Genomic DNA, 24,877 nt, shown 5'->3' with positions numbered 1-24,877 from the left:
CGCATCGCGAAGCACCCAGGGCCTATCCGCGGCGACCGCAACGTTTTCGAACACGAGCTGAGCAATTCCGGCCGTCGTCCCTCTTGTCACGACACGTGCAGGAGGACCACTATCTGGTGGGATGCGACGGGTACCGTCGCCCGTCGCCGTGGAACCGCGGAGGCTTGCCATGGCCGAAAGCGTCGAGACCACCGGTACCGCACAGGCCACCCACCCGCTGGGGGTGAGTCGCCCAGATCTCGCAGTCGCCGATCTCCCTACGCCTGAAGAGGTTTTCGGCGTACGCAGGCTCGGTTTTCGGGAGCTCGTCAAGTTCGCGATCGGCCCGAGCCTCATCGCGCTCGGCATCTCCATCGGCAGTGGTGAGTGGTTGCTCGGCCCGCAGGCGGTCGGTACGTACGGCTTCATCGGCGTCGGCTGGGTCATCACGATCTCCGCGCTGCTGCAGACGTTCTACAACGTCGAGTGTTCCCGCTATGTCGTGGCGACCGGCGAAGTTCCCGTCGTCGGTTGGGGGCGGGTGCCGCCCGGCTGGATCCTGTGGGTGCCGCTGTCGGTCTTCGTCATCATCTTCGCGTTCATCGCCGGTGGTTGGGCGGCGTCCGCGGGCCAGGGCGTCTACGCCCTCGTGCACGGAGAGATCGCGGCGAGCGGCGCGGAAGAGCCACGGATCTACGCGATCCTGCTGCTCGTGGTCGTCTTCCTCATCACCGCCACGGCCCGGCGGATCAGCCGGGCGCTCGAGCTCGCCAACTGGATCATGGTCGGCACGATCCTCGTCCTCCTGCTGATCCTCGACCTGCTGCTCGTGCCCGCGAGCCTTTGGTGGGAAGGGATTCGTGGCTTCGTCACCCCGGCCGCCCCGCCTGCCGGCATCACCGCCACCGAGCTCGGCGGCCTCGCGGGCTTCACTGCCCTCGCGTCCGGGCTGAACTGGTACATCATGAGCCACTACCGTGACAAGGGCTACGGCATGGGCCACCGGGTCGGTTTCCTGAGCGGTCTGCGTGGCGACCGGAACGCCGTCCTCGCAAGCGGCATCACGTTCCCCGACGACGCGAAGAACCGTGCCCTGTGGCGGCGGTGGTACCGCCTGCTGCTCACCGACATGTGGGGCGTCTTCTTCGTCGGTGCGATGCTCGGCATGCTTCTCCCCACTCTGTTGATGGCGCGCGCGGTGGAGATCCGGGGCGAAGGGCCGACCCCCGAGACCGTTCCGACGTTCGTCGCCGACGTCCTTCGCGGCGAGTACGGGACGTTCGTCTTCTACGTCGCCTTGCTCATGGGCGTCTTCGTCCTCTTCAGCACCCAACTGGGCATCTTCGAGGCGATGGTACGAACCACCACGGACGCCTCGCACGCGACGAGTTCGAGGCTGCGCGCGTGGATCGAGGGCGATCCACGGAAGTTCTACTACCCGTTCATGATCCTGCTGCTCGTGATCATCAGCATCGTCATCCACCTGGCGGTGCCGGTCGGCCTCGTCCAGTGGTCGGCGAACATGGCGAACTTCGGCGCCCTGATCTATCCGTTCATGCTCATCTATCTCAACCGGCAACTGCCGAAGCCCGCACGTCCGCGCCCCTGGCACACCGTGATCCTGCTGTTGAACGTCCTGTTCTTCGGTTTCTTCTTCGTCAACTTCGTCGCCGACCTGGTAGGCGACCCGCTCATCACCTTCTGAAAAGGCCGCTGCCGAGGCCCGCCCTGTGCTTCAGCCGGGCTGCAACGGTCCGTGGGCCCTGGGCGCTATGGTCGTAGGTGTGGTTGGTTCGCTCGACCGGCACGACCCTTCGTGACCGGCCGGGCGAGGTAAGAGGGAACCCGGTGGGATTCCGGGACTGCCCCGCAGCGGTGAGTGGGAACGACCGCCGTACGAACGCACTGGGCCGACATCATCGGTCGCCTGGGAAGCGACGGCCAGTAGGCAGAGCGCAGAGCGCCCACGAGTCCGAAGACCTGCCGACCGCCCGCGCGCCGCCCCGGCGTCGCGGTCCGCTATCTGAGTTCCCGAGGGAAGGACTCCATGGCAGTACGTACGACCGTGCTCGGATATCCCCGGATCGGCCCACGGCGCGAGCTCAAGCGCGCGGCGGAGGCATTCTGGGCGAGCCGATCCGATGCCGAGACTCTTCACCAGACCGCCGTCCAACTCCGCCGGCAGACGTGGGAGTCGCTGCGCGACGCCGGCGTCGACGACATCCCGTCCAACACCTTCTCGCTCTACGACCACGTGCTCGACCAGGCGGTACTTGTCGGCGCGATCCCGGAGCGGTTCGCCGGCCTGGAGGGGCTCGAGCGTTACTTCGCGATGGCCCGTGGCACCGCCGGGGTGCCGCCACTGGAGATGACCAAGTGGTTCGACACCAACTACCACTACCTCGTGCCGGAGCTCGGCCCGGAGACGGCGTTCCGGCTCGACCGCGACGCCGCGCGGAAGCCGGTCGCCGAGTACCGCGAGGCGGCGGCGCTCGGGATCGACACCCGCCCCGTGCTCCTCGGCCCGGTCAGTTTCCTGCTGCTGGCGAAGCCTGACACTGAAGCGCCCAAGGGGTTCCGGCCGCTCGACCTGCTGCCGGGCCTGCTCGACGTGTACGCCGACCTGCTGGCGGAGCTGGCGGCCGCCGGGGCGACCTGGGTGCAGCTCGACGAGCCGGTGCTCGCCGCCGACCGGACACCCGAGGAGATCCAGGCCGTCCGCACGACCTACGACCGGCTCGGCGGCCTGCCTCCGAAGCGGCGACCCAAGCTGGCCGTGGCCACGTACTTCGGCGCGATCGGCGACGCGCTGCAGACTCTCGGTCGTACGCCGGTGGAGGGCGTTGCGCTGGACCTCGTGACCAGCCGGGCCGACGTCGAACGCATCGCCGGCGCGGGACTCGCGCGGAAGACGCTCTTCGCCGGCCTGGTCGACGGCCGCAACGTGTGGCGTACCGACCTCTCCGGCGCTCTCGCCACTGCCGCCTCGCTCCTGGGTTCGGTCGGCGAGCTGGTCGTGAGCACCTCGTGCTCGCTGCTGCATGTCCCGCTCGACCTCGACCTGGAACACGGCCTGCCGGCGGACCTTCGCGAACGGCTGGCGTTTGCCCGGCAGAAGGTGGCCGAGGTGGTCCTGCTGGGCCGCGCGCTGCGGGAGGGTCGGTCCGCGATCGAGTCGGAGCTTTCCGCGGCCACGCGCGCCCGAGCGACGGCCCGGCAAGGTGCCGTTGACGCGCGGGTGCGAGCCCGGATCACCGCGCTGGGCCAGGGCACGCCACGAGGCGACTTCGCCGCCCGGGCGGCCACCCAGAAGGCGGTGGGGAACCTGCCGTTGCTGCCCACGACGACGATCGGGTCGTTCCCGCAGACGAAGGAGATCCGCGCCGCACGGGCCGATCTGCGGGCGGGTCGGATCTCCGCGGCCGACTACGACGCCGCGATGCGGGCGGAGATCGACCGGGTGATCGCCCTGCAGGAGGACGTCGGGCTGGACGTGCTGGTCCACGGCGAGCCCGAACGCAACGACATGGTGCAGTACTTCGCCGAACGCCTCGCCGGCTACGCGAGCACCGATCATGGCTGGGTCCAGTCGTACGGCAGTCGTTATGTCCGGCCACCGATCCTCGCAGGGGACGTGTCACGGCCCGAGCCGATGACGGTGGAATGGACGACGTACGCACAGTCGCGGACGACGAAGCCTGTCAAGGGAATGTTGACAGGCCCGGTGACCATGCTCGCGTGGTCCTTCGTCCGCGACGACCAGCCGCTCGCCGACACCGCGAAGCAGGTGGCGCTGGCGCTGCGGGACGAGATCCGCGACCTGGAGGCGGCGGGCATCCGCTACATCCAGGTGGAAGAGCCGGCCCTGCGGGAGCTGTTGCCGTTGCGAGCGGCGCAGCAACCGGACTACGTCGCGTGGGCGGTCGCGGCGTTCCGACTGGCGACGTCGGGGGTCTCCGACGGCACCCAGATCCACTCGCACATGTGCTATTCGGAGTTCGGGGAGATCGTCGACACCATCGACGCGCTCGACGCCGACGTCACCAGCGTGGAGGCGGCCCGGTCCCGGATGGAACTCGTCGCCGACCTCGCACGGGCGGGCTACCAGCGAGGTATCGGGCCCGGGGTGTACGACATCCACTCGCCGCGGGTGCCGAGCACCGACGAGATCGAGACCGCGCTGCGGCTCGCGCTGGAGGCGGTGGAGGTCGACCGGCTGTGGGTCAACCCCGACTGCGGACTCAAGACCCGCGGCTATGCCGAGGTCGAGCCGGCGCTACGGCACATGGTCGAGGCCACCCGCCGGGTGAGGTCCAGCCTGTCCACCTGAGATCTCGGACGGCCTAACCTGTCTGTTCGTGACATGCCGTGTGGTCGTCCGGATCGGTCCGGAGGTGGCGCACTACCCGCCTGGCGCCACCTTCGGACCACGGACGCTGGTCGACTACGAGTTCGTCTGGCTCCTCGCCGGGAGCGCGCGCTGGACCTGCGACGAGCCCGACAGCACGCGCCCGGAACCGCCGACGCGCCGCCACCTGCGACCCGGCACCCTGCTCCTCGCCCGCCCGGGGATGCGGGACCACTTCGCCTGGGACCCGACGCGGGCATCGCTGCATGCGTTCGTCCATTTCCGGGTGCTCGAAGCCGATCTCGACACGCTCGGACCACCGGAAACCTGGCCGATCTCCCGGGCGCTGACCCCGGCCGACCCGCTCGCGGCACTGTGCCGGTACTCCCTGTGGCTTGGCCGGGGAAGGGCTCGAGGGACCCAGCCGGGAACCACGCGCACGGGCCAGAGCGATCGCACGACCGACGTCCTGGGCTTCCTGCTCGACCTGTTCGTCCGTGGTCCCGTTCCGGCCGATGACGAAGGCGACGAGATCCATCCGTACCTCGCGCGGCTCGCCGACCACCTTCGTCGGACCTGGCGCGGCGGTGGGACCACACCGCTCGCGCTCACCGAGATGGCCGCCGCGGCGGGCATATCCACAGGACACCTGAGCCGGTTGTTCCGGGCGGAGTACGGGATCGGGCCGGTCGCGGCGATCGAGCTGGTCCGGCTGGCCCGGTCGGCCACCCTGCTCCAGCGCAGCAACCTCACCGTCGGGGCGGTCGCGAGCGCGTGCGGCTTCGCCAATCCGTTCCACTTCTCCCGCCGGTTTCGCGCGGTGTACGGCGTCCCGCCGCGCACCTACCGCACCGACCGGGGCTCCGACGATCCACTCGCACCGCTCACCCCGGCCGGCCTCCTGCCCCTCGCGCACCGCCTGCTCGTCGACGACGCGTAGACGTGGCCCGACCAGACCTGGTCAGGGGGAGGACCTGGTCAGGGGTGGAGGAACGCGCTGGGAGGAGTACGTACGAGCCAGTGCGAAGGTCCGTTGCGCAACGTCGCGGATGCTGCTCCGGTCGAACCCGTAGAGCCCGCTGCGCAAGGTGTCGGCAAATGGCGATGTCCAGTGCCGCGGCAACCCACCCCTTCCCACGAAAGCGCCGGCGACCGAACCCACCGTCGCGCCGTTGGAGTCGGTGTCAAGGCCGGCTTGCACGGTCAGCCCGATCGCCCTGGTGTAGTCGTCCTCGGCGTAGAGCAGTGCCAACACGCAGGCAGCAGCGTTGTTGATCGTGTGCACCCAGTGGTAACGGCCGTAGCGTTCCCGCAGCTGGGTCAACGCGTCGTCCCAACTGACCTTCGAGTCCCGGACCCAGACCGCCCAGGTGAGCGCCTCGACCAGCCGGGTCCGCTGCGGCACGTGGTTGATCGACTCCTCGACGGCCTCCCGCAATGTCCCGGCCGTGAACGCCGCCGCCACCAGCGCCGCCGCCCACATCTCGCCGTAGATCCCGTTGCGCACATGGGAAAGCGCCGCGTCCTCGAACGCCATCAGGGCCGCGTCCCTCGGCCGTCCGGCACACACGTACCCGAAGACGTCGCCCCGGATCTGCGCCCCGATCCACTCGCGGTACGGATTGTCCACCACGGCGGCGACGGACGGGTCGACGCCGTTGACGAGGTTGCGGTAGGTCGCCCGCTCAGCGGTGTAGGTGAGGTGGTACGGAAGCCGCAGGAGCCATTCGGCGGCCACGTCTGCGGTGGTGAAGTCGAAGCCCTTCGTCTCCAACAGGTGCAGGCCGAGCAGCGTGTAGTCGAGGTCGTCGTCGCGCGGTACGCAGGTGATCCGTCCCTTGGTCGTCTGTGTCCAGCACGGGTTGAGGACGTAGCCCTCGGGCATCGGGTCGAGCCGCGTCACGTAGTCGCGGATCGGGTAGTTGTGGGTCTGTTCGAGGTAGCTGCGCAGGCGTTCGGGCGTCCAGTGCTCGCCGTTCTCGACGGGTTTGCCGAGGCAGTTGCCGGCACATCTTCCGAGCCACGCGGCCTCGATCCGGTCCCGCAACTCGGCCGCCCCGATCGGCCGCTGGCCGCGGCTACGGATGCGCGTCGGCGGGAGTTCGGCCTCGATCTCGGCCCTGGTTGAGGGTTCGTGGTAGGGCCATTCCGCGGACTGTTTCAGCTCGGCCATCTGGTCGAGGAGAAGACGGGCGCGGGTGACCGTCATCTCGCCATGGTCGGCGTCAAGCTGGGCTTGCACAGCCGCCACGTCATATCCCGACTCGATGCGTTGTTCGATTTCGTACGCAAGAACGGTCGGAAGGTCAGCCGGCTCTTTCTCCACAGGTCTCCTCAGGGCAGATCTTGCCGACGTGACCCTACCGAGTCCGCGGGGTGACCGCACGCGACACTACCGACACGGACAGCAGGCGTCAGGGCGACCCTCGTAGGATGCGGCCCGTGCCCCATCCAAAGCAACCCAACCACCATCGCCTTGTCCTCGCCTCGGCCTCACCAGCCCGGCTCGCGACGCTGCGGGCCGCCGGTATCGAGCCCACCGTGATCGTGTCCGGGGTCGACGAGGACGGTGTGGCAGAAGAGAACGCGGCACAGCACGCACTCACGCTCGCCTGCCGCAAAGCCCTTGCGGTGAAGGACAATCTCCCGAATGAACCGGCCCTCGTCATCGGCTGTGACTCGGTCCTGGAGTTGGCCGGCGAGGTCCTGGGCAAGCCGGGGACCTCCACCGAGGCTGTCCGCCGGTGGCGTCAGATGCGCGGTCGCGCCGGCATCCTGCACACCGGGCACTGCGTTGTCGATGCCGTTTCCGGACAGACGGCCGCTGCCGTCGGCTCGACCGTCGTCCACTTCGCGGACGTGACCGACGCCGAGATCGAGGCGTACGTCGGCACCGGCGAACCGCTCGCGGTCGCGGGCGGGTTCACGATCGACGGACTCGGCGGTGCGTTCGTCGACCGGATCGAGGGCGACCACCACAACGTGGTGGGGCTCTCCCTGCCCCTGCTCCGGCGCCTTCTCGGCGACCTGGGGGTCAGCTGGCCGGACCTGTGGACGAAGGGAGCTTGACGACTTTCGTCACGTCCGCGGACGAAGGCGGAGGTTCTGCATCCCGCCGTCGACGAAGACCTCGACGCCCGTGCTGGCACCGGCCGCGGGCGACGCAAGGTAGATGATCGCCGACGCCACTTCGCGTGCGGAGACCAGGCGGCCCATCGGCTGGCGGGCCTCCAGGGCCTTGCGCTCGGCGACGGGATCGTCGGCCCGGTCGAGCAGCCGGCCGATCCACGGGGTGTCGGCCGTGCCCGGGTTGACGCAGTTGACCCGGATGCCCTCGTGGACATGGTCCGCCGCCATCGCCATCGTCAGCGAACGCACGGCCCCCTTGGACGCGCTGTAGAGCACGCGCTGCGGGATGCCCGCCGTCGCCGCAACGGAGCAGGTGTTGACGATCGCGGCCGACGGTGACTTCCGCAGGTGCGGGAGCGCCGCACGGCTCACCCGGGCCATCCCGACCACGTTGACGTCGAGGACACGGTGCCATTCCGAGTCGTCGTTGTCGGCCACCGTGCCCTGAGCCCCGATGCCGGCGTTGTTGACCACGATGTCGAGCCGGCCGAACTGCTCGACGACCGTCTCGATCGCCGTGCGTACGGACGCGTCGTCGGTGACATCGCACTGCACCCCGACGAGCGGCTCCCCCACCTCCTTGGCGTTGAGGTCGAGGCAGGCGACCTGCGCGCCTCGCGCGGCCAGGAGCTCCGCGACCGCCAACCCGATGCCCGACGCACCGCCGGTGACGGCCGCCGCCAACCCGTCGAAATCACCCATCGCCTTCTCCGCTGTACGTTGCGTTGGTCCGGTGGTCCGGTGGTCCGGTGGTCCGGTGGCCCGGGGTACCGTCGCCGCTCAGGCCTCGACCAGCCGCTGGCGCTGCCGGCCGAGCCCGTCGATCTCCAGCTCCATGACGTCACCCACCTGGAGGTACGGGAAACGCCCGGACAGCGCCACACCCTGCGGCGTTCCCGTGTTGAGCAGGTCGCCCGGCTCGAGGACGAGGTACTGCGACAGGTGCCAGATGAGATAGGCCACGTCGAAGATCATGTCCGTGGTCGTGGAGTCCTGGCGTACGTCGCCATTGACATACGAACGCAACCCCAGCTTGCCCGGCGTCACCTCGTCGGCCGGCACGAGCCACGGGCCGAGCGGGTTGAACGTCTCGGCGCACTTGCCCTTCGACCACTGGCCGCCGGACTGTTCCTGCTGGAACGCCCGCTCCGACACGTCGTTGGAGACGACGTAGCCGGCCACGTGGTCGAGCGCCTGTTCGGGCGAGTCGAGGTAACGCACCCTCTTGCCGATCACCACACCGAGCTCGACCTCCCAGTCGGTCTTCTCGGCGACACGCGGGATGCGTACGTCGTCGTACGGACCGACCACGGTGTTGGGGTGTTTGAAGAACAGAATCGGCGTGTCCGGCGGCGGGGACCCGGACTCGGCGGCGTGGGCAGCGTAGTTCTGGCCGATGCACAGCACGGCCGTCGGCCGGGCGATCGGCGCACCGATCCGCAGGCCGCTGCCGTCGCCCGGGTCGTCGAGCGCCGGCAACCCGCCATCCGTGACGGCGGCCCGGACTCGGCCGATCCCGTCGTTCGCCAGGAAGGCGCCGTTGATGTCGCCACCGGTGTCACTGGTCAGCGACGAGAGGTCGAAGAGCCTGCCGTCATCGGTGCGTACGGCGGGGCGCTCCTCACCGATGTTCCCCAAGCGCAACAGCTGCACGTCAATGCCTCCTTGACAGGTGAGGGTGGAGCCACGGGCACGGAGTGCGGGCGCCTACGGTCAGGCAGCCCAGGTGGAGTGGCCGTGCGCGACCAGCCAGTCGCCGCCGGCCTTCGCCACGTCGAACGGATCACCGGCGGCCTCGTCGAGCTCGATCACGTGGTAGCCGACATTGGTGCCGGCAGCGATCGCGGCGACGTTGTCGACCGACCCTTCGCCGACCGCCGTCTGGAGCTGGTCGCGGACGCCTGGGCCGTCCTTGACGTGCAGGGTGAACACCCGGTCAACGTAGGACGTGATGACCTCGGCCGGGTTCTGGCCCGCCGTGTGCGCCCAGTAGACGTCGACCTCGAGGAAGACCCGTGGGTCGAGGTTGTTCACCAAGAGGTCGTAGGCGGGCGTGCCGTCCTCGACGGGCTGCCACTCGAAGTCGTGGTTGTGGTAACCGACCTTGACTCCACGGGACTCGGCGCGAGCCGCCGCGGCGTTGAGCCCCTCGGCAAGCAGCTTCACGCCCCCGGCGGTGGCCAGCGCCTTGCCGTCGACGCCGGCGACCGCGCCCGGAACGGGGGCGATCAACCGGTCGGTGCCGAGGATCTCCAACTCGTCGTAGACCGCGTCGGCCTCCTCGCCCGCTGACACCGATCCGTGCACCGCCACGACCTTGAGGCCGTTGGCGTCGAGCTCGGCCCGGAACGTGCGCGCGTCGGCCAGCCGGTCGGCGACCTCCCGCTGCGCGTTGCCGATACCGAACGCCTCGACCGCGCGGAAACCCTGCTCGGCCGCGCGGGCAAGTGCCGCCGCACGGTCCGCGGCGAGTGCGTCGCGGACGGTGTAAAGCTGGAGGGCGAGGGGTGTCGCCATGGTTGTCACGCTCCGTTGTGGATGAGCTCGTGGTTGTCGAGCGCACAGACTGCCGGTCCCGCCCATCCTGCCTGAGTGCCCGCGGACCGAATACACCGTCCCAGTGCCTGAGACGTCACGTCCGGTCGAGGACGTACGTACGCCCAGGTCAGCGGCCCGCCGAGGGTCCCCGCCAAGCTCATGGCGGCGGGCGACGAGCCCACGTGGCGCACGCGACGGCCTCAGGGAGACCTTGATGCCCCGGTCAGCGGACCTGACGATGTTCGCGGTCCCAGCTCGGCGCCGGTGTCTTGGGTTGATTTGGATCCACGTCCGCCAACCCCCGATCCGCCGCTCCTGCCGATGTCGTGCCGACTGGGGTAGAGCCGATTAGGGCCGTGACCCATCAAGCCGGACCGACTGGTGGAGCGGAACCTGGTCGGTCGAACACTGTCAGGTCGGTACCGGTTGAGCCGGTGCCGGTTGGCACCTGATCGGTTCGGTGGGGTCGGCGGTGGGTGGGGGTTCGGGGTCGACGGTGTAGGTGTGGCCGAGGGGGCTTTGGGTGGTGAGGTGGCCAGGCCGGTTTTGCGTCCACCACCAGCCGGCTTGGTGTTTCGCGCGATGGTGCCGCCGACACAGTGGGGCCATGTTGCATAGGCAGCTGGGTCCGCCGAGTCGGTGTTCGATGGTGTGGTCGAGGTCGCAGGCGACGGCGGGACGGCTGCAGCCGGGCTGGCTACAGGTGCGGTGGGTGGCCTGGATGAGGCTGCGTTGGGCGGCAGTCGGTTTGTAGCGGCGGCTGGAAGCTTGGTGGTAGACCACCTTGCCGCCGACGGTGACGGTGCGGCAGTACTCGAACCCGCCGGCTGCGGCGTTCTTGATGTCGTCGATCACCGCCGGGGTGATGGCGCCGAGACCGGCGAGTTCGCCTGCCTTCTCGCCGAGACCGAGCCAGGTTTCCAGGTCGGCGACGAGTTCGACCTTCGCCACCAACTGTTCATCACCGGTCTCGGCCCACGCACCACCGTCGCCCGGAGCATCCCAGGCATCCATGTCATCGACGCCCTCGTCGTCGGCGCCGGTGCCGGACGCGCTGCTGGAAGCGGGGTCGCAGTCGGGGTCGCGGTGGAGGTTGCGGCCGGGGTTGCCGGGCGCCGGGTCGGGCCTGCTGGTCTGGTCCGCAGTAGTGCCCAGATCGGCAGCGGCGGCCGGATCGGTGGTGGCCGGACCGGCGGCTGTGGCTGCTGGGTTCCGGCCGCGGAGTAGGTCGAGGAACACATCGGCCTCGATCTGCGCCAACATCCGGACATCACCCTCGCTCTTGATCCGCCTGGCGAGGGCCTTGACGAACACCCGCGCCGCCGCGGTACCGGCCATCGGCAGGTCCTGACCCGTGATGCTGCCCGTGCCGTCGGGGTTAGCCCCGAACCGGATCCGACGTCCCTGCTGCGCCTCCCGCCGACGCTCCTCCGCACCGTCCGGGTCGAGCTCCAGCACCTTCCGCCGCAGCCGCCGCACCAACTGCGCCCGAGTCAAACCCAACCCGACCGCAGCATCAGCAGCAAGGATGAACTCCTCCGCCCGCCGCGCAAGCTCCGGCGCCAACCAGGACGTCTCCTCCGCGATCGTCCGCGCCTTGCCCAGATTGATGCTCCCCGCCGCGAGTGCGGCCCGAGTGCCAGGGAGTCGTTCGGTCAACTCGTAGGCGAAGGACAGTTCCCGATCAGCCGACCCCGGCGACAAACCCAACGCCGCACCCACCTCCGCAGACGCGAATTCACCAAAACACCGATCCAGCTCAGGCGGCGAATCCGGCTCACACGCCGGCGACCGCGCCACCATCCCCATCGCCCCATATAGCTGCGCGTTCGACCACGACACCTGCCGCTCCCACGCGGCCATCACCACCACACGCGCATGACCATTCACCGCAGCAACATCGATCCCCGCTAACACCGCGGCAAGCTCAGGACCCGGCGCAGCCGAAGCCAACGCACTGAGGTCAGGAACCCGAGGATCGAACATAGGAGCGAGTCTACCAGAAGTTGATCAGAACCACGGCCAGAACAGGCTTGTTTTCAAGAGGGTTCGCCGTCTGCCATTCACCCAGCCGACACGGATAGCGCTCATCGCGGAGCTCCGGCCAACGCCACTCACACCCATAGCGGAGCTCCGGCCGGTGCCAATAACGGACTTCGCCGGCGCGGTGAGGTCACCGCTCACACGGGAGGGACGCCGTGCCGCTTGTCCGGCGTACGACGGTCCTTGGTCTGGGCAGCCGCAAGCCGCGCCACCAGCTCACCACGCAGGGCGCCCGGTTCGACCACCGCGTCGATCACGAGGTCAGAGGCGAGCCGCAGAATGTCGATGTCGTCTTCGTACTCCGCCCGCAGCCGCTCCACATAGGCTTCCCGCTCGACCGGATCCTCGATCTCGGCGATCTTGTTGTAGTACACGGCATTGATCGCCGCCTCCGGTCCCATCACCGCGATCTTCGCCGTCGGCAGGGCGAGGCATGCATCGGGTGAGAATCCGGGCCCGCACATCGCATAGAGCCCGGCACCATAGGCCTTGCGCACAATCACCGACACGGTAGGAACGTTCGCCTCCGCCACCGCGGTGATCATCTTGGCGCCCGCGCGGATGATTCCCTGGCGTTCCACCTCGCTGCCGATCATGAATCCCGGAACGTCGGCGAGGTAGACCAACGGCACGTTGAACGCATCGCAGAGCCAGATGAACCGCGCCGCCTTGTCCGCACTGTCGACGAACAGCACTCCACCTTTGACCGCGGGATTGTTGGCGACGACCCCGACGACCTGACCTTCCAGACAACCGAACCCCACGATGAGCTCTGGTGCGTACAACGGCTTGATCTCGAAGAACGAGTCGCCGTCGAGAAGGGCGTCGAGCACCTCGTGCATGTCATAGCCGATGCTGTCCTGCTCCGGCACGAGGTCGGCGGTGAAGTCACGCGCGGGCGGACTCGCGGCGTACGACGGCGGACGATCGCGCCAATGTGCCGGTATATAAGAGAAGTACGTCTTGGCGAGGTCGATCGCCTCGGCGTCGTCGGCCGCCAGCAGGTCACCGCAACCTGAGATTGACGCGTGCATCCGCGCGCCGCCCATCTCCTCCAGTGACACCTTCTCGCCGACGACCATCTCGGCCATCCGGGGCGAGCCGAGATACATCGACGCGTTGCCCTCGACCATGATCACGAGATCGCAGAACGACGGGATGTACGCACCTCCGGCAGCGGACGGGCCGAACAGGCAACAGACCTGCGCGACCTTGCCCGACAGCGCCACCTGGTTGGCGAAGATCCTTCCCGCGCCACGACGACCTGGAAAGAGCTCCACCTGGTCAGTGATCCGGGCACCGGCGGAGTCGATGAACCAGAAGATGGGAAGCTCGTCACGCAAGGCGATTTCGGTCGTACGCACGATCTTCTCCACCGTGCGGGCACCCCAGGAGCCCGCCTTCACGGTGGGGTCGTTGGCCACCACCAGGACGGGGCGTCCGCCGACGAGGGCACGGCCGGTGACCACGCCGTCGGCCGGCAGGTCAGCGGCCGCTGCATTGGCCAACTGACCGTCCTCGACGAACGTGCCCGGGTCGACGAGCAGGGCAACCCGGTCACGGACATAGAGCTTCTGCGCGTTCGCAAGCCGCGCGGCACCTTTGTCGGACGGGCGCAACGTCGCCTCGCGGGCGGCCGCGACTGCCTTGGCGTGGTCCTTGCGTTCACCCATCGCGTCGCCCCCAGTGTCCTTAGGCCCTGTCTCCCAAATCGCGCCTGACTCGCGACGCCCCGCATCCCGGCTGGCTGCGTTCTCGTCGATCGGCGCACAAACCCAGTGCGCCTTCCTCCTCCGCCTAGCCAACCGGGCGCGGATGCGCCGCTCGCTTGACCGGCGCCATTTGGGAGACAGGGCCTAGTCAGAACACTAACGGACCGGCAGGCCCAGGTCGCGGGCGATCACGAGCCGTTGGATCTCGCTCGTCCCCTCACCGATCTCCAGGATCTTCGCGTCACGGTAGAACCTGGCGACCGGGTACTCCTCCATGAAGCCGTACCCACCGAAGACCTGCGTCGCCGTCCTCGCCGCAGCCACGGCGGCCTCGCTGGCGAACAGCTTCGCCATGGCGGCGGCGCGCTTGACCTCGGCGGCCGGTCGGCCGGCGTCCTTGGCCGCCGCGGCCTTGTACGTAAGGAGTCGCCCCGCCTCGACCGAGACCTGCAGGTCGGCGATCTGGAACGCCACCCCCTGGTTGGCACCGATCGGTTTGCCGAACGACGTCCGGCTCTTCGCGTAGTCCAGAGCGGCGTCAAGGCACCCTTGCGCGAGCCCCACCGACAGCGCCGCCAGGGCGATCCGCCCATGGTCGAGGATGGCGAGGAACTGCTTGATCCCCTCACCCCGCCGCCCCAAGAGGTGGTCGACAGGCACGCGGGCGTCCGTGAAGGTCAACGGATGCGTGTCGGACGCGTGCCAGCCCAGCTTGCGATAGGCCGGCTCGACGACGAAGCCTGGCGTGCCTGACGGAACGATGATCGCGGAGATCTCCGGACTTCCGTCCGGCAGGTCACCGGTCCGCGCCGTCACGGTGACGAGAGAGGTGATCGGCGTACCGGAGTTGGTGATGAACTGCTTCGACCCGTTGACAACCCAGTGGTCATCGGCAACGACGGCACGCGTCTTCGTCGCCGCCGCATCCGAACCCGACTCGGCCTCGGTGAGCCCGAAACCCGCCAACGCGGCCCCGGCGGCAAGGTCCGGGAGCCAGCGTTGTTTCTGTTCCTGCGTACCCCAGGAAAGGATCGGCCCGATCCCCAACCCCACCGCGGCCTCCAGCGTCAGGCCGAGCGACTGGTCCACCCGGCCGACCTCCTCGATCGCGACGCAGAGGCTGGTGAAGTCGCCGCCTGATCCGCCGTACTCCTCGGGCACCGGCAACCCGAAGAGTCCCAGCTTGCCCATCGCCTGGACGGTCTCGACCGGGAAGTGGTGCCGCTCGTCCCAGTCGGCGGCATGGGGCGCGATCTCCGCCTCCGCGAACTCGCGCACGACCTCACGGAAAGCTTCGTGCTCAGGTGAAAGCTCGAACGTCATGATCCCCAGAGCTCCCGCCGCCCGGTGGCCGCGAGGCCACGTTTCGCTTACGCTTACGTAAACGTAAGTCTGACTCTACCTCGGCGCAAGGGATATCCGATGAACGCTCCCGCCCGATCGACGCAGGAAACCTGGACCATCACGGAACTGGCCGCGGAGTATTCGGTGACACTGCGGACGATCCGGTTCTACGAGGACCAAGGCCTCATCTCGCCCGAGCGGCGTGGGAGCCAGCGGGTCTTCCGCGCCCGCGACCGGGTACGCCTGGGCCTGATCCTGCGCGGCAAGCGGCTCGGCTTCTCCCTCCAGGAGATCGCCAAGATCGTCGACATGTACGACGCGGAACCCGGGGAGGCCGGGCAGCTGCGGTATCTCCTGGAGCAGATCGCCGTACGACGGGAAGAACTCGAGCAGCGCCGCCGCGACATCGAGGAGACGCTGGACGAACTCGCCGAGGTGGAACGCCGCTGTCGCGAGGATCTTGCACGATTACCCTAGGGGGGTATGGTGTACCCATGACGCACGCCGACACCGGGCACCACGGGCACGACACGCAGGTTGGACAGGCCAGGCACGACCAGCACGCCGGCCATGACAAGCACGCGGGACATGATCCGGAGATGTTCCGCCGCAGGTTCTGGCTGAGCCTCGTCCTCACCATCCCGATCGTGGTGACCAGCGAGATGGTCATGGGCTGGTTCGGCTACTCCCTCGACATCCCGGGCGTCACCTGGATCGGCCCGGTGCTCGGCTCGGTCGTGTTCCTCTATGGCGGCTGGCCGTTCCTCGCCGGTGGCGTCACCGAGATCAGGGACCGCGCGCCCGGCATGATGCTCCTGATCTCCATGGCGATCGTCGTCGCCTACGTCGCCTCGCTCGCCAGCACCGCCGGGCTCTTCCAGCTGGAGTTCTGGTGGGAGCTCGCGGCCCTCGTCACCATCATGTTGCTCGGCCACTGGCAGGAGATGAAGGCGATCGGCCAGGCACAGGGCGCACTCAGCGCCCTCGCCGCACTGATTCCCGACGACGCCGAACGCGTCACCCCCGGTGGCGGCGTCGAACGCATCGACGTCACGGACCTGCGGCCCGGCAACGTCGTCCTCGTCCGCCCGGGCGCACGGGTGCCCGCCGACGGCACGATCGTCACCGGCGGCGCGGAGTTCGACGAGTCGATGATCACCGGCGAGTCCCGGCCGGTGGCACGCGGCGAAGGTGATCGCGTCGTCGCCGGTACCGTCGCCACCGACGCTGCGGTCCGGGTCGAGGTCACCGCTGTCGGCGACGACACCGCCCTCGCGGGCATCCAGCGTCTCGTCGCGCAGGCGCAGGCCTCCCGTGGCCGTGCGCAGGTCCTCGCCGACCGCTTCGCCGCCTTGCTCTTCTACGTCGCGACAGGTGCAGGTCTCCTCACGTTCCTCACCTGGTGGGCGCTCGGCAACCTCGGCGAGTCCGTCACGCGCACGGTCACCGTCCTCGTCATCGCCTGCCCACATGCCCTCGGTCTCGCCATCCCGCTCGTCATCTCGCTGTCCACCGCGGTCGCGGCCCGCTCCGGCATCCTCGTCAAGGACCGGTTGGCACTGGAACGCATGCGTACCGTCGACGCGGTTCTCTTCGACAAGACCGGCACACTCACCAGGGGCGAGCACGTCGTGGCCGGGGTCGCCGCCACCGACGGCACCACCGAGTCCGAGGCGCTCCGCCTCGCCGCCGCCGTGGAAGCCGACAGCGAACACCCCCTCGCGCGGGCGATCGTCGCGGCCGCCGCCCGCCGCGACGGAGCCACTCGGCCGCCCGCCGCGACCCGCTTCCGCGCGCTGACCGGTCGTGGTGCGCAGGCCGACATCGACGGTACGACGTACGCCGTGGGCGGCCCCGCGCTCATGCGGGAACACGGTGCGCAGGTCCCGCCGGACCTGCGTTCCGCGACCGAGACATGGGCCGAGCGCGGTGCCGCCGTCCTCTACCTCCTCCGCCTGCCGTCGCCGAGCGACTCCGCGGCCCCTGTCGTGCTCGGGGCGTTCGGACTCGAGGACGAGGTACGCCCGGAGGCGCGCGAGGCGATCGCGGAGCTGCGGCAGCTGGGGCTCGGCACGATCGCGATGATCACCGGCGACGCCCGCCAGGTCGCGGAGGCGGTTGCCGCCGACCTCGGATTCCGCGAAGGCGTCGACGAGGTGTTCGCCGAGGTCCTGCCCGCCGACAAGGACCGCGCGGTCGCCGAGTTGCAGGAGCGCGGCCTCACCGTCGCGATGGTCGGCGACGGGGTCAACGACGCACCGGCACTCGCCCGGGCCGACGTCGGCATCGCGATCGGCGCCGGCACCGATGTCGCGATCGAGTCCGCGGGCGTCGTCCTCGCCACCTCGGATCCGCGCGCGGTCACCGGCGTGATCCGGCTGTCCCGCGCGTCGTACCGCAAGATGATCGAGAACCTGGGCTGGGCGGCGGGTTACAACGTCGTCGCGATTCCGCTCGCGGCCGGCGTGCTCGCCTGGGCCGGCTTCAGTCTCAGTCCGGCCGTCGGCGCGATTCTGATGTCCCTCTCGACGATCGTCGTCGCACTGAACGCACAGCTGCTCCGCCGCGTCCGACTCGCATAGGCTTCTGCGATGGTGCAGAGCAAGGCCCTCACCGTCGACGACTATCTCGCCGACGTGCCCGAGGAACGCCACGCCGCCCTCGCCCGCCTGCGCGACCTGTGCCGGGCGGAGCTCGCGGACTTCACCGAGGCCATGGCCTACGGCATGCCCACGTACGAACGGAACGGCACCGCCGAGGTCGCGTTCGCCAGCCAGAAGCAGTACATCTCCCTCTACGTCCTGCGAAGCGACCTCCGCGAGGCGTTCGCCGACCGGCTGGCCGGACTGGACATGGGCAAGGGCTGCCTGCGCTTCCGCAGGGCGGACCAGATCGACTTCGACCTCGTACGTGACCTGCTGCGGGCCACCGCCGCCCACCCTGGAACGATCTGCTGATCGCGCAATACCCTAGGCTTGTCCGATGAGCGAGACCCGAGTCTCACATGACAAGACAGTGGCGGAGGCGTTCGGCGCAGCGGCAGGGACGTACGACGAGAGCCGGCGCCGCCTCGTGCCGTGTTTCGACGACTTCTACGGGACCGCGGTCCGGTTCGCGACCCTCGACCTGCCGGCCGCGGCGCCACGGGTGCTCGACCTCGGGGCGGGGACCGGGCTCTTCTCGCTCCTGTTGTCCGGCGTACGACCGGAAGCGTCGTGCACCCTCGTCGACTCGGCCGCACCGATGCTGGCCAAGGCCGAGCGCATGCTGACCGACCGCGGGATCACGCACGAGATCCGCCAGCAGGACCTCGCCGATCCGCTGCCGTCCGGTGCGTACGACGCGGTGATCTCCGCCCTGGCCATCCACCACCTGCCCGATGCCGGGAAACGCGACCTCATGCACCGGATCCGTGCGGTCCTCGCCCCCGGCGGCGTCTTCGTCAACGCCGAGCAGGTGGCGGGTGACACCTCCCGGCTCGACAAGCACTACGACGCGATGTGGGAGGCCGGCGCCCGCGCCCTCGGCAGCGACGACGGCGAACTTGCCGCGGCGCGCGCACGCATGGCGTTCGATCGGCCGGCGACCGTCGACGACCAGCTGCGGTGGCTGACCAAGGCGGGATTCAGCGACGTCTGCTGCCCGTACCGGAACCTCCGGTTCGCCGTCCTCGTCGGATGGACACCGCGGTCCTGAGTCGGCGTCGGGCCCAAGCGGATGGCGATGCGCGGGCCCAGCCGGCTGGCGAACGGTCGGCCTTTGCCGGATGGCAGAACTACCGCACTGTCTGGCAAGCTCCCCCACGTCCTCGTGATCACTGGCCATCCACGCACGGAGAACCATGTCGACCCCGCCGCCCAGACTCCTCGCGGCAGCCAGCACTCTCAGCCTGCTTGCCATGCTCACCGCCGTGCTCACCGTGTCCTCGGTGCCCGCGGCATCCGCCGATCCCACCTCCGACGAGGGACCACACAAGCTGCTGCTGTTGTTCGACTCGTCCGGGTCCATGCAGGAACCCGACGCCGACGGGTCGACGAAGATCGACGCCGCCCGCACCGCGTTCAACGCACTCATCCCACGGCTCCCTACCGAGGGTCGGGTGGGCCTGCGGGTCTACGGCTCCACGGTGCCCGGCGAGACCGATCCCGGCGCGTGTACGGACAGCCAGCTCTCGGTCCCGATCGGGCCCGCTGACAAGCCGGCGTTGACGAAGGCCGTCGCGGGCTTCACACCGTACGGCGAGACTCCCATCTCCCACAGCCTCCAGCAGGCCGCGAAGGATCTCGGCACGACCGGCAAGCGGACGATCCTGCTCGTCTCCGACGGCGAGGAGACCTGCGATCCCGACCCGTGCGCGACCGCGAAGAACATCGCCGGGCTCGGCATCGACCTCAAGATCGACGTCGTCGGGTTCCGGGTCGACGCCACCGCCCGGCACCAGCTGCGGTGCATCGCCGACGCCGGCAGCGGGACGTTCTACGAGACCGACGACGCGGCCAACCTCGCGGCGAGCCTGCACAGGTTGTCCATCCGCGCGTTCCGGCCGTTCCGGGTGAGCGGTCAGGCGGTCGCCGGCACGGGCGCGGTCGATGACGCACCGGTGCTGACCGCCGGCCAATACGTCGACACCGCTCCCCGCCGCGGTGAGGTGAAGCGCTACCGGATGAAGCGGTCTACGAAGGGCTCGACCCTGCACGTCGGCGCGAGTGCCCGCCCCGCGCCCGGCAACGCCGTCGCCTCCCTCGCGCTCGAGACCACCACCGTCGACGGGAACGTCTGCGGCTACGGCCTCGGCACGGCGGTCAGCTACGAACGCACGAACCCGATCGTCACGGCCTCGACGTCGAGCTATGACAAGTCCACGGCATTCGACGAGCGGTGTCAGAAGGCCGACGAGATCGTCCTGACCCTGCGGCAGTCCAACAGCACCGGGACGACGTTGGACGGCGTACCCATCGAGCTCGCCGTCATCGAGGAGCCACCCGTCACGTCGCGCGAAGGACTGCCGGGAGCGGCCAATGACCGGCCGTCGTGGGTCGGCCCACCGAGTGCTCCAGCCCGCCCGGTCGTCGCGGGCGCATCGTTCTCCGATGCTCCGCTCGTCACCGCCGGGCGGTACCAGTCGTCGCTGTTTCCCGGTGAGGTGCAGTTCTTCAAGGTCCGCCTGGGCTGGGGCCAGCGGCTCGAAGCGGCCGCTCGCGCACCCAAACCGTCACGGAAGCTCGCCAAGCTCACCGACAACCCGCAGCTCCTCGACATCTCGATCATCAGCCCGACGCGCGGCAAGGCGACGGCGCCGTTGAGTGAGGTGGCCGGCCAGAACCAGGCCGTCCTCGACGACACCGCCACCGCCATGGCTCGCACCACGACGGTCGACGTGCGTTATGAGAACCGCGACGGTGGAAGCGACGCGCAGCGGCGGCTCGCCGTCCCGGGCGACTACTACGTCGCGGTCGCGCTCGGCGAGGACCAGGACGGCGAGACCTATCTCGTCCCGATCGAGATCGTCCTCGGCGTGACCGGTCGTTCGGGCGCGGGCGCGCCGAGCTATCCGGACGGCGCCGCGATGCTCGTCCCCGGACCTGACGGCGAGGCGACCGAGTTCACCCCGGACGTCGCCCCGGTCTCGACGGGCGCAGACGACGACGGCCCGGCCGCCGAGGGGGTCGGACCCGCGGAGGACCAGGCCGCGCCGTCGGCGCCGAAGGAGCGGATGTCGCCGGGACGCGTCGCCGCGGTCCTCGCCCTCACCGGCCTCGTGCTGGTGCTGGTCGTCCTCTCCGGCGTACGTACTCTCCGGCTGCGGCGTGCGGCGGCACAGCGCCATCCGGCCGCGCCGTAGGCAGCACCGACGCGACCTGACCGCCCCATAGACTCACGGGAGTCGTGCGACCAGCTGGCTCGGTGAGGTGCAAACAGGTGTCGACCATCAGCAAGGTGCTCATCGCCAACCGCGGCGAGATCGCCGTCCGCATCGCCCGCGCGTGCCGCGATGCCGGCGTCGTGAGTGTCGCGGTCTACGCCGAACCCGACCGGGACGCACTTCACGTCCGGGTCGCCGACGAGGCCTACGCGCTCGGCGGCACCACGCCGGCGGAGACCTACCTCGCGGTCGACAAGCTCCTCGAGGTCGCGCAGCGCGCGAGCGCCGACGCCGTCCACCCCGGCTACGGCTTCCTCGCCGAGAACGCCGACTTCGCCCGAGCCGTCACCCACGCCGGCCTCACCTGGATCGGCCCGCCGCCGGAGGCGATCGACGCGCTCGGCGACAAGGTGCGGGCCCGCCACATCGCCGCCAAGGTCGGCGCCCCTCTCGTGGCCGGAACCCCCGATCCGGTGTCCGGTGCCGAGGCGGTGACGATCTTCGCCAGCCGGCACGGACTCCCCGTCGCGATCAAGGCGGCCTATGGAGGCGGCGGGCGGGGACTCAAGGTAGCCCGCACCGCCGAGGAGATCCCCGAGCTCTACGACTCGGCCGTGCGCGAGGCGGTGGCGGCGTTCGGGCGTGGTGAGTGCTTCGTGGAGCGCTATCTCGACCAGCCGCGACATGTCGAGACGCAGTGTCTCGCCGACCAGCACGGCAACGTGGTCGTGGTGTCGACGCGCGACTGCTCGCTGCAGCGTCGGCACCAGAAACTCGTCGAGGAGGCGCCGGCACCATTCCTCAGCGACGAGCAGGTACGCACGCTCTACCAGTCCAGCAAGGCGATCCTCGCCGAGGCCGGCTATGTCGGCGCCGGCACGTGTGAGTTCCTGGTCGCCCAGGACGGCACCATCAGCTTCCTGGAGGTCAACACCCGACTCCAGGTCGAACACCCGGTCACCGAGGAGGTCACCGGCATCGACCTCGTCCGCGAGCAGCTCCGGATCGCCGCCGGTGAGCCGCTCGGTTACGACGATCCCCCGCTGCGCGGCCACGCGATCGAGTTCCGCATCAACGCCGAGGACGCCGGCCGCGGCTTCCTCCCGGCGCCGGGCACGCTGACCCGCTGGCACGCGCCGTCCGGTCCGGGCGTACGCCTCGACGGCGGTTACGACCAGGGCGAGACCGTGCCAGGCGTCTTCGACTCGCTGATCGCCAAGCTCATCGTCACCGGACGCGACCGTGCACAGGCGCTGGAGCGGGCCCGGCGGGCACTCGCGGAGTTCGTCGTCGAGGGCATGCCGACGGTGATCCCGTTCCATCGGGCCGTCCTCGACACGCCCGCGTTCACGGCGCCCGGGGGCGCCTTCGAGGTGCACACCCGCTGGATCGAGACCGAGTTCGACACCCCCATTCCGGCGTACGACGGCACCGCCGAAATCGCCGCCACACCTCCGCGGGAACGCATCACCGTCGAGGTCGGCGGCAAGCGGCTCGAAGTCGTCCTCCCGGCCGGGCTCGGCGCCTCGCAGGCGGCCGACGCCGGCAGCCGGCGACCGCCGCGGCGCGGCAACAGCGCGAAGTCCCAGGCCACCGCGTCGGGCGACGCCCTCACCTCGCCCATGCAGGGCACCCTGGTCAAGGTCGCCGTCGAGGACGGCCAGACCGTGCAGCCCGGTGACCTCGTCGTCGTCCTCGAGGCGATGAAGATGGAACAGCCGGTCAACGCGCACAAGGCCGGCAAGGTCGCCGGGCTCGCCGCCCAGGTCGGCGCGACCGTGACGGCGGGCGCCGTACTCTGCGAGATCAAGGACTGACCTCCAGGCCCGGCAGGGCGGGAATGAGTGGGCGATGCCACGTCGTGCCTGGGCAGAGCTGCTCGCCCTCTCCGCCCTGTGGGGATCGTCGTACCTCTTCATCAGCATCGCGTTGCGCGACGTCGGACCGGCGTTCCTCGCGTTCGTACGGGTGGCGGGGGCGGCACTCGTCCTCCTCCCCCTCACCTGGCGGCGGCGGTCCGCGCTCGAGGGCCGGTGGAAGTACCTCCCGCTCGTCGGGCTCTTCCAGGTCGCGGTGCCGTTCGTCCTCATCTCCGCCGGGGAGCGGCACATCGACTCCGGGCTCGCGGGAACGCTGGTGGCCACGGCGCCGCTGTGGTTGGTCGTCCTCGGTCCGGTCATGGCGCTCGGGCGCCCGAGCGTCCAGGCGCTCGTCGGCACCCTCGTCGGCCTTGTCGGCGTCGCTCTCCTGCTGGGCGGGATCGGCACCGGTGCCTCCGTCGACCTCGGTGGCGCCGGCATGGTGGTCGCTGCCGCCATGTCCTACGCCGTCGCGCTGACCCTCGTCCGGCGCTTCATGCACGGGGTGCACGCCACCGCCCTCACCGGGGCGACCATGGGGACCGCGGCGGTGCTGCTGGTGCCGCCCGCGGCTCTCGACCTGCCCACCCGGGCGCCCGGGTGGACGGCTGGGGGCGCCCTCCTCGCCCTCGCCGTCGCCTGCACGGCGGGTGCGTTCGTCCTGTTCAACCGGCTGATCGCCGAAGTCGGGCCGCAGCGTGCCAGCCTGGTCGCCTACCTCGCGCCGGTGTTCGCCATCGGCTACGGCGCGGCGCTCCTGGACGAGCCGCTGGGAATCGGCACCTTCGCCGGACTTGCCCTGATCCTGGGCGGTTCCTGGGCGTGCAGCCGACCGCCGCGGATCACCCCGGGGAGCGGGGAACACGAGGGGAGGGTTCGAGCGTCTAAGCTGAAAGCAGGCTAAGGGAGGCCGCTCGTGGAGTTTCTACTTGTCGCAGTGGTGATCATCGGCATCGTCGCGTTCGTCGCCAACCGGCGGGCGCAGACGCAGCGCCGAGAGCTCGAGGCTGCCGAGCTGCAGAAGGTCAAGGCGTTCGCCGCCGAAGACGTCACGAAGTTCGGCGAAGAGCTGCAGCGCCTCGACACCGACGTCGCCGGGCAGGACCTCGACGAGGCCACCCGGCAGGACTACGAACGCGCGCTGGACGAGTACGACACCGCCAAGAAGGCCCTCGACACGGCCCAGCGGCCTGACGACATCAAGCACATCACGTCGATCCTCGAAGACGGCAAGTACGCCGTCGCCTGCGTGCGCGCGCGGATCAAGGGCGAAGGTCTGCCGCAGCGGCGGCCGCCATGCTTCTTCAACCCCCAGCACGGACCGTCGTTCGAGGACGTCGAGTGGGCGCCCGCCGGCGGTGCCTACCGCACCGTGCCGGTCTGCGCCGCCGACGCCGAGCGAGTCCGCGCTGGCGCCGAACCCGACATCCGCAAGGTGACGGGCCCTGACGGCGAGCGGGTGCCCTACTGGCAGGGCGGGCCCGCCTACGCCCCCTGGATGCAGGGCTACTTCGCCGGCTTCGCGACGTCCGGCCTGCTTCCGGCGTTCCTCATGGGCTCGATGATGGGCGGTATGTGGGGCGGCTACGGCGACGGCGGTTACGGCGATGAAGGCGGCGGCGACGGCGGCGACGCTGGTGGCGACGGCGGCGACGCTGGTGGAGATGCCGGCGGCGACGGCGGCGGCGACTTCGGCGGTGGCGGCGACGGCGGCGGTTTCGACTTCGGCGGCGACTTCGGCTTCTGACGATCCACCGGCGCCGGATGCGGAGACTCAGGTACCGGTGCCGGCACGCTGGTGCGAGGCGGAGCGGGCTATGTCCGGAGAGTCGGCGCCGGCGGCCGGCGTCACCTTTGCGGCGTACGTCAGGCCGAACATCAGGAGAGCGACGACGACCAGGACGACATAGTGCGCCCAGCGCCTCCGGATTATGGTGGTCTGCCGGCTGCTGTTCTCGGTGGATGGTCCCGTCGTGAGTGTCCCGCGCATCTCAGCTCCCCCGTTCGCTGAGGCGTTACGTCAGACCCTTGTCGGACCCAATTCCAGTTTTCCCTGACCTCT

General features: G+C 69.7%; 20 protein-coding genes and 1 riboswitch. Of the genes, 12 read left to right on the top strand and 8 right to left on the bottom strand.

Annotation, left to right across the window (positions count from 1 at the left end; genetic code table 11):
* Positions 1-169: 169 nt before the first annotated feature.
* The 3 genes from ABNF93_RS07440 to ABNF93_RS07430 all read left to right on the top strand — a co-directional run bounded on the left by ABNF93_RS07440 (position 170) and on the right by ABNF93_RS07430 (position 5,267).
* Positions 170-1,684, top strand: a complete 1,515-nt coding sequence (locus ABNF93_RS07440; RefSeq protein ID WP_349326968.1) for an Nramp family divalent metal transporter — start codon at positions 170-172, stop codon at positions 1,682-1,684.
* Positions 1,685-1,751: 67 nt separating this feature from the next.
* Positions 1,752-1,981, top strand: a riboswitch (cobalamin riboswitch).
* A gap of 45 nt (positions 1,982-2,026) precedes the next feature.
* On the top strand, positions 2,027-4,309 hold the full coding sequence (gene metE / locus ABNF93_RS07435; RefSeq protein ID WP_349326967.1) for a 5-methyltetrahydropteroyltriglutamate--homocysteine S-methyltransferase: 2,283 nt from the start codon (positions 2,027-2,029) through the stop codon (positions 4,307-4,309).
* A 28-nt stretch (positions 4,310-4,337) separates the two neighbouring features.
* A complete protein-coding gene (locus ABNF93_RS07430; protein ID WP_349326966.1) occupies positions 4,338-5,267 on the top strand; it encodes a helix-turn-helix transcriptional regulator in 930 nt (309 codons plus the stop codon).
* A 21-nt stretch (positions 5,268-5,288) separates the two neighbouring features.
* On the opposite strand, the gene ABNF93_RS07425 is transcribed toward ABNF93_RS07430, so the two are convergent.
* Positions 5,289-6,653: an ADP-ribosylglycohydrolase family protein gene (locus ABNF93_RS07425; RefSeq protein ID WP_349326965.1), complete on the bottom strand. Its 1,365-nt coding sequence runs from the start codon at positions 6,651-6,653 to the stop codon at positions 5,289-5,291.
* Positions 6,654-6,769: 116 nt separating this feature from the next.
* Between ABNF93_RS07425 and ABNF93_RS07420 the strand changes: the two genes are divergently transcribed.
* On the top strand, positions 6,770-7,396 hold the full coding sequence (locus tag ABNF93_RS07420; protein ID WP_349326964.1) for a Maf family protein: 627 nt from the start codon (positions 6,770-6,772) through the stop codon (positions 7,394-7,396).
* Between the two features lie 9 nt (positions 7,397-7,405).
* On the opposite strand, the gene ABNF93_RS07415 is transcribed toward ABNF93_RS07420, so the two are convergent.
* From ABNF93_RS07415 to ABNF93_RS07390, 6 genes are all read right to left on the bottom strand, one after another.
* Positions 7,406-8,158, bottom strand: a complete 753-nt coding sequence (locus ABNF93_RS07415) for an SDR family NAD(P)-dependent oxidoreductase (protein WP_349326963.1) — start codon at positions 8,156-8,158, stop codon at positions 7,406-7,408.
* Positions 8,159-8,236: 78 nt separating this feature from the next.
* The gene (locus ABNF93_RS07410; protein WP_349326962.1) at positions 8,237-9,109 is read right to left on the bottom strand and encodes a fumarylacetoacetate hydrolase family protein; all 873 of its coding nucleotides are present in this window, start codon (positions 9,107-9,109) and stop codon (positions 8,237-8,239) included.
* Between the two features lie 60 nt (positions 9,110-9,169).
* Positions 9,170-9,973, bottom strand: a complete 804-nt coding sequence (locus tag ABNF93_RS07405) for a sugar phosphate isomerase/epimerase family protein (RefSeq protein ID WP_349326961.1) — start codon at positions 9,971-9,973, stop codon at positions 9,170-9,172.
* A gap of 432 nt (positions 9,974-10,405) precedes the next feature.
* A complete protein-coding gene (locus ABNF93_RS07400; protein WP_349326960.1) occupies positions 10,406-11,980 on the bottom strand; it encodes an HNH endonuclease signature motif containing protein in 1,575 nt (524 codons plus the stop codon).
* A 194-nt stretch (positions 11,981-12,174) separates the two neighbouring features.
* Complete coding sequence (locus tag ABNF93_RS07395; RefSeq protein ID WP_349326959.1) at positions 12,175-13,710, bottom strand: acyl-CoA carboxylase subunit beta; 1,536 nt, start codon at positions 13,708-13,710, stop codon at positions 12,175-12,177.
* A gap of 195 nt (positions 13,711-13,905) precedes the next feature.
* Complete coding sequence (locus ABNF93_RS07390) at positions 13,906-15,072, bottom strand: acyl-CoA dehydrogenase family protein (RefSeq protein ID WP_349326958.1); 1,167 nt, start codon at positions 15,070-15,072, stop codon at positions 13,906-13,908.
* Between the two features lie 99 nt (positions 15,073-15,171).
* On the opposite strand from ABNF93_RS07390, the gene ABNF93_RS07385 reads away from it, so the two are divergent.
* The 8 genes from ABNF93_RS07385 to ABNF93_RS07350 all read left to right on the top strand — a co-directional run bounded on the left by ABNF93_RS07385 (position 15,172) and on the right by ABNF93_RS07350 (position 24,562).
* Positions 15,172-15,570: a MerR family transcriptional regulator gene (locus ABNF93_RS07385; RefSeq protein WP_349326956.1), complete on the top strand. Its 399-nt coding sequence runs from the start codon at positions 15,172-15,174 to the stop codon at positions 15,568-15,570.
* A gap of 17 nt (positions 15,571-15,587) precedes the next feature.
* The gene (locus ABNF93_RS07380; RefSeq protein ID WP_349326954.1) at positions 15,588-17,675 is read left to right on the top strand and encodes a heavy metal translocating P-type ATPase; all 2,088 of its coding nucleotides are present in this window, start codon (positions 15,588-15,590) and stop codon (positions 17,673-17,675) included.
* 9 nt (positions 17,676-17,684) lie between these two features.
* Positions 17,685-18,050, top strand: coding sequence for an iron chaperone (locus ABNF93_RS07375; protein ID WP_349326953.1), 366 nt, complete (start codon positions 17,685-17,687; stop codon positions 18,048-18,050).
* 25 nt (positions 18,051-18,075) lie between these two features.
* Positions 18,076-18,789, top strand: a complete 714-nt coding sequence (locus ABNF93_RS07370) for a class I SAM-dependent methyltransferase (protein ID WP_349326952.1) — start codon at positions 18,076-18,078, stop codon at positions 18,787-18,789.
* 145 nt (positions 18,790-18,934) lie between these two features.
* On the top strand, positions 18,935-20,935 hold the full coding sequence (locus ABNF93_RS07365) for a VWA domain-containing protein (protein ID WP_349326951.1): 2,001 nt from the start codon (positions 18,935-18,937) through the stop codon (positions 20,933-20,935).
* A gap of 77 nt (positions 20,936-21,012) precedes the next feature.
* Positions 21,013-22,773, top strand: a complete 1,761-nt coding sequence (locus ABNF93_RS07360; protein WP_349326950.1) for an acetyl/propionyl/methylcrotonyl-CoA carboxylase subunit alpha — start codon at positions 21,013-21,015, stop codon at positions 22,771-22,773.
* A 34-nt stretch (positions 22,774-22,807) separates the two neighbouring features.
* A complete protein-coding gene (locus ABNF93_RS07355; protein ID WP_349326948.1) occupies positions 22,808-23,719 on the top strand; it encodes a DMT family transporter in 912 nt (303 codons plus the stop codon).
* Positions 23,720-23,731: 12 nt separating this feature from the next.
* Positions 23,732-24,562, top strand: coding sequence for a hypothetical protein (locus ABNF93_RS07350; protein ID WP_349326947.1), 831 nt, complete (start codon positions 23,732-23,734; stop codon positions 24,560-24,562).
* 27 nt (positions 24,563-24,589) lie between these two features.
* On the opposite strand, the gene ABNF93_RS07345 is transcribed toward ABNF93_RS07350, so the two are convergent.
* Positions 24,590-24,805, bottom strand: a complete 216-nt coding sequence (locus ABNF93_RS07345; RefSeq protein WP_349326946.1) for a hypothetical protein — start codon at positions 24,803-24,805, stop codon at positions 24,590-24,592.
* Positions 24,806-24,877: the final 72 nt, after the last annotated feature.

The organism is Actinopolymorpha sp. B9G3, from assembly GCF_040120725.1.
Lineage (GTDB): Bacteria > Actinomycetota > Actinomycetes > Propionibacteriales > Actinopolymorphaceae > Thermasporomyces.
This window is presented reverse-complemented; position numbering and strand designations above follow the sequence as displayed.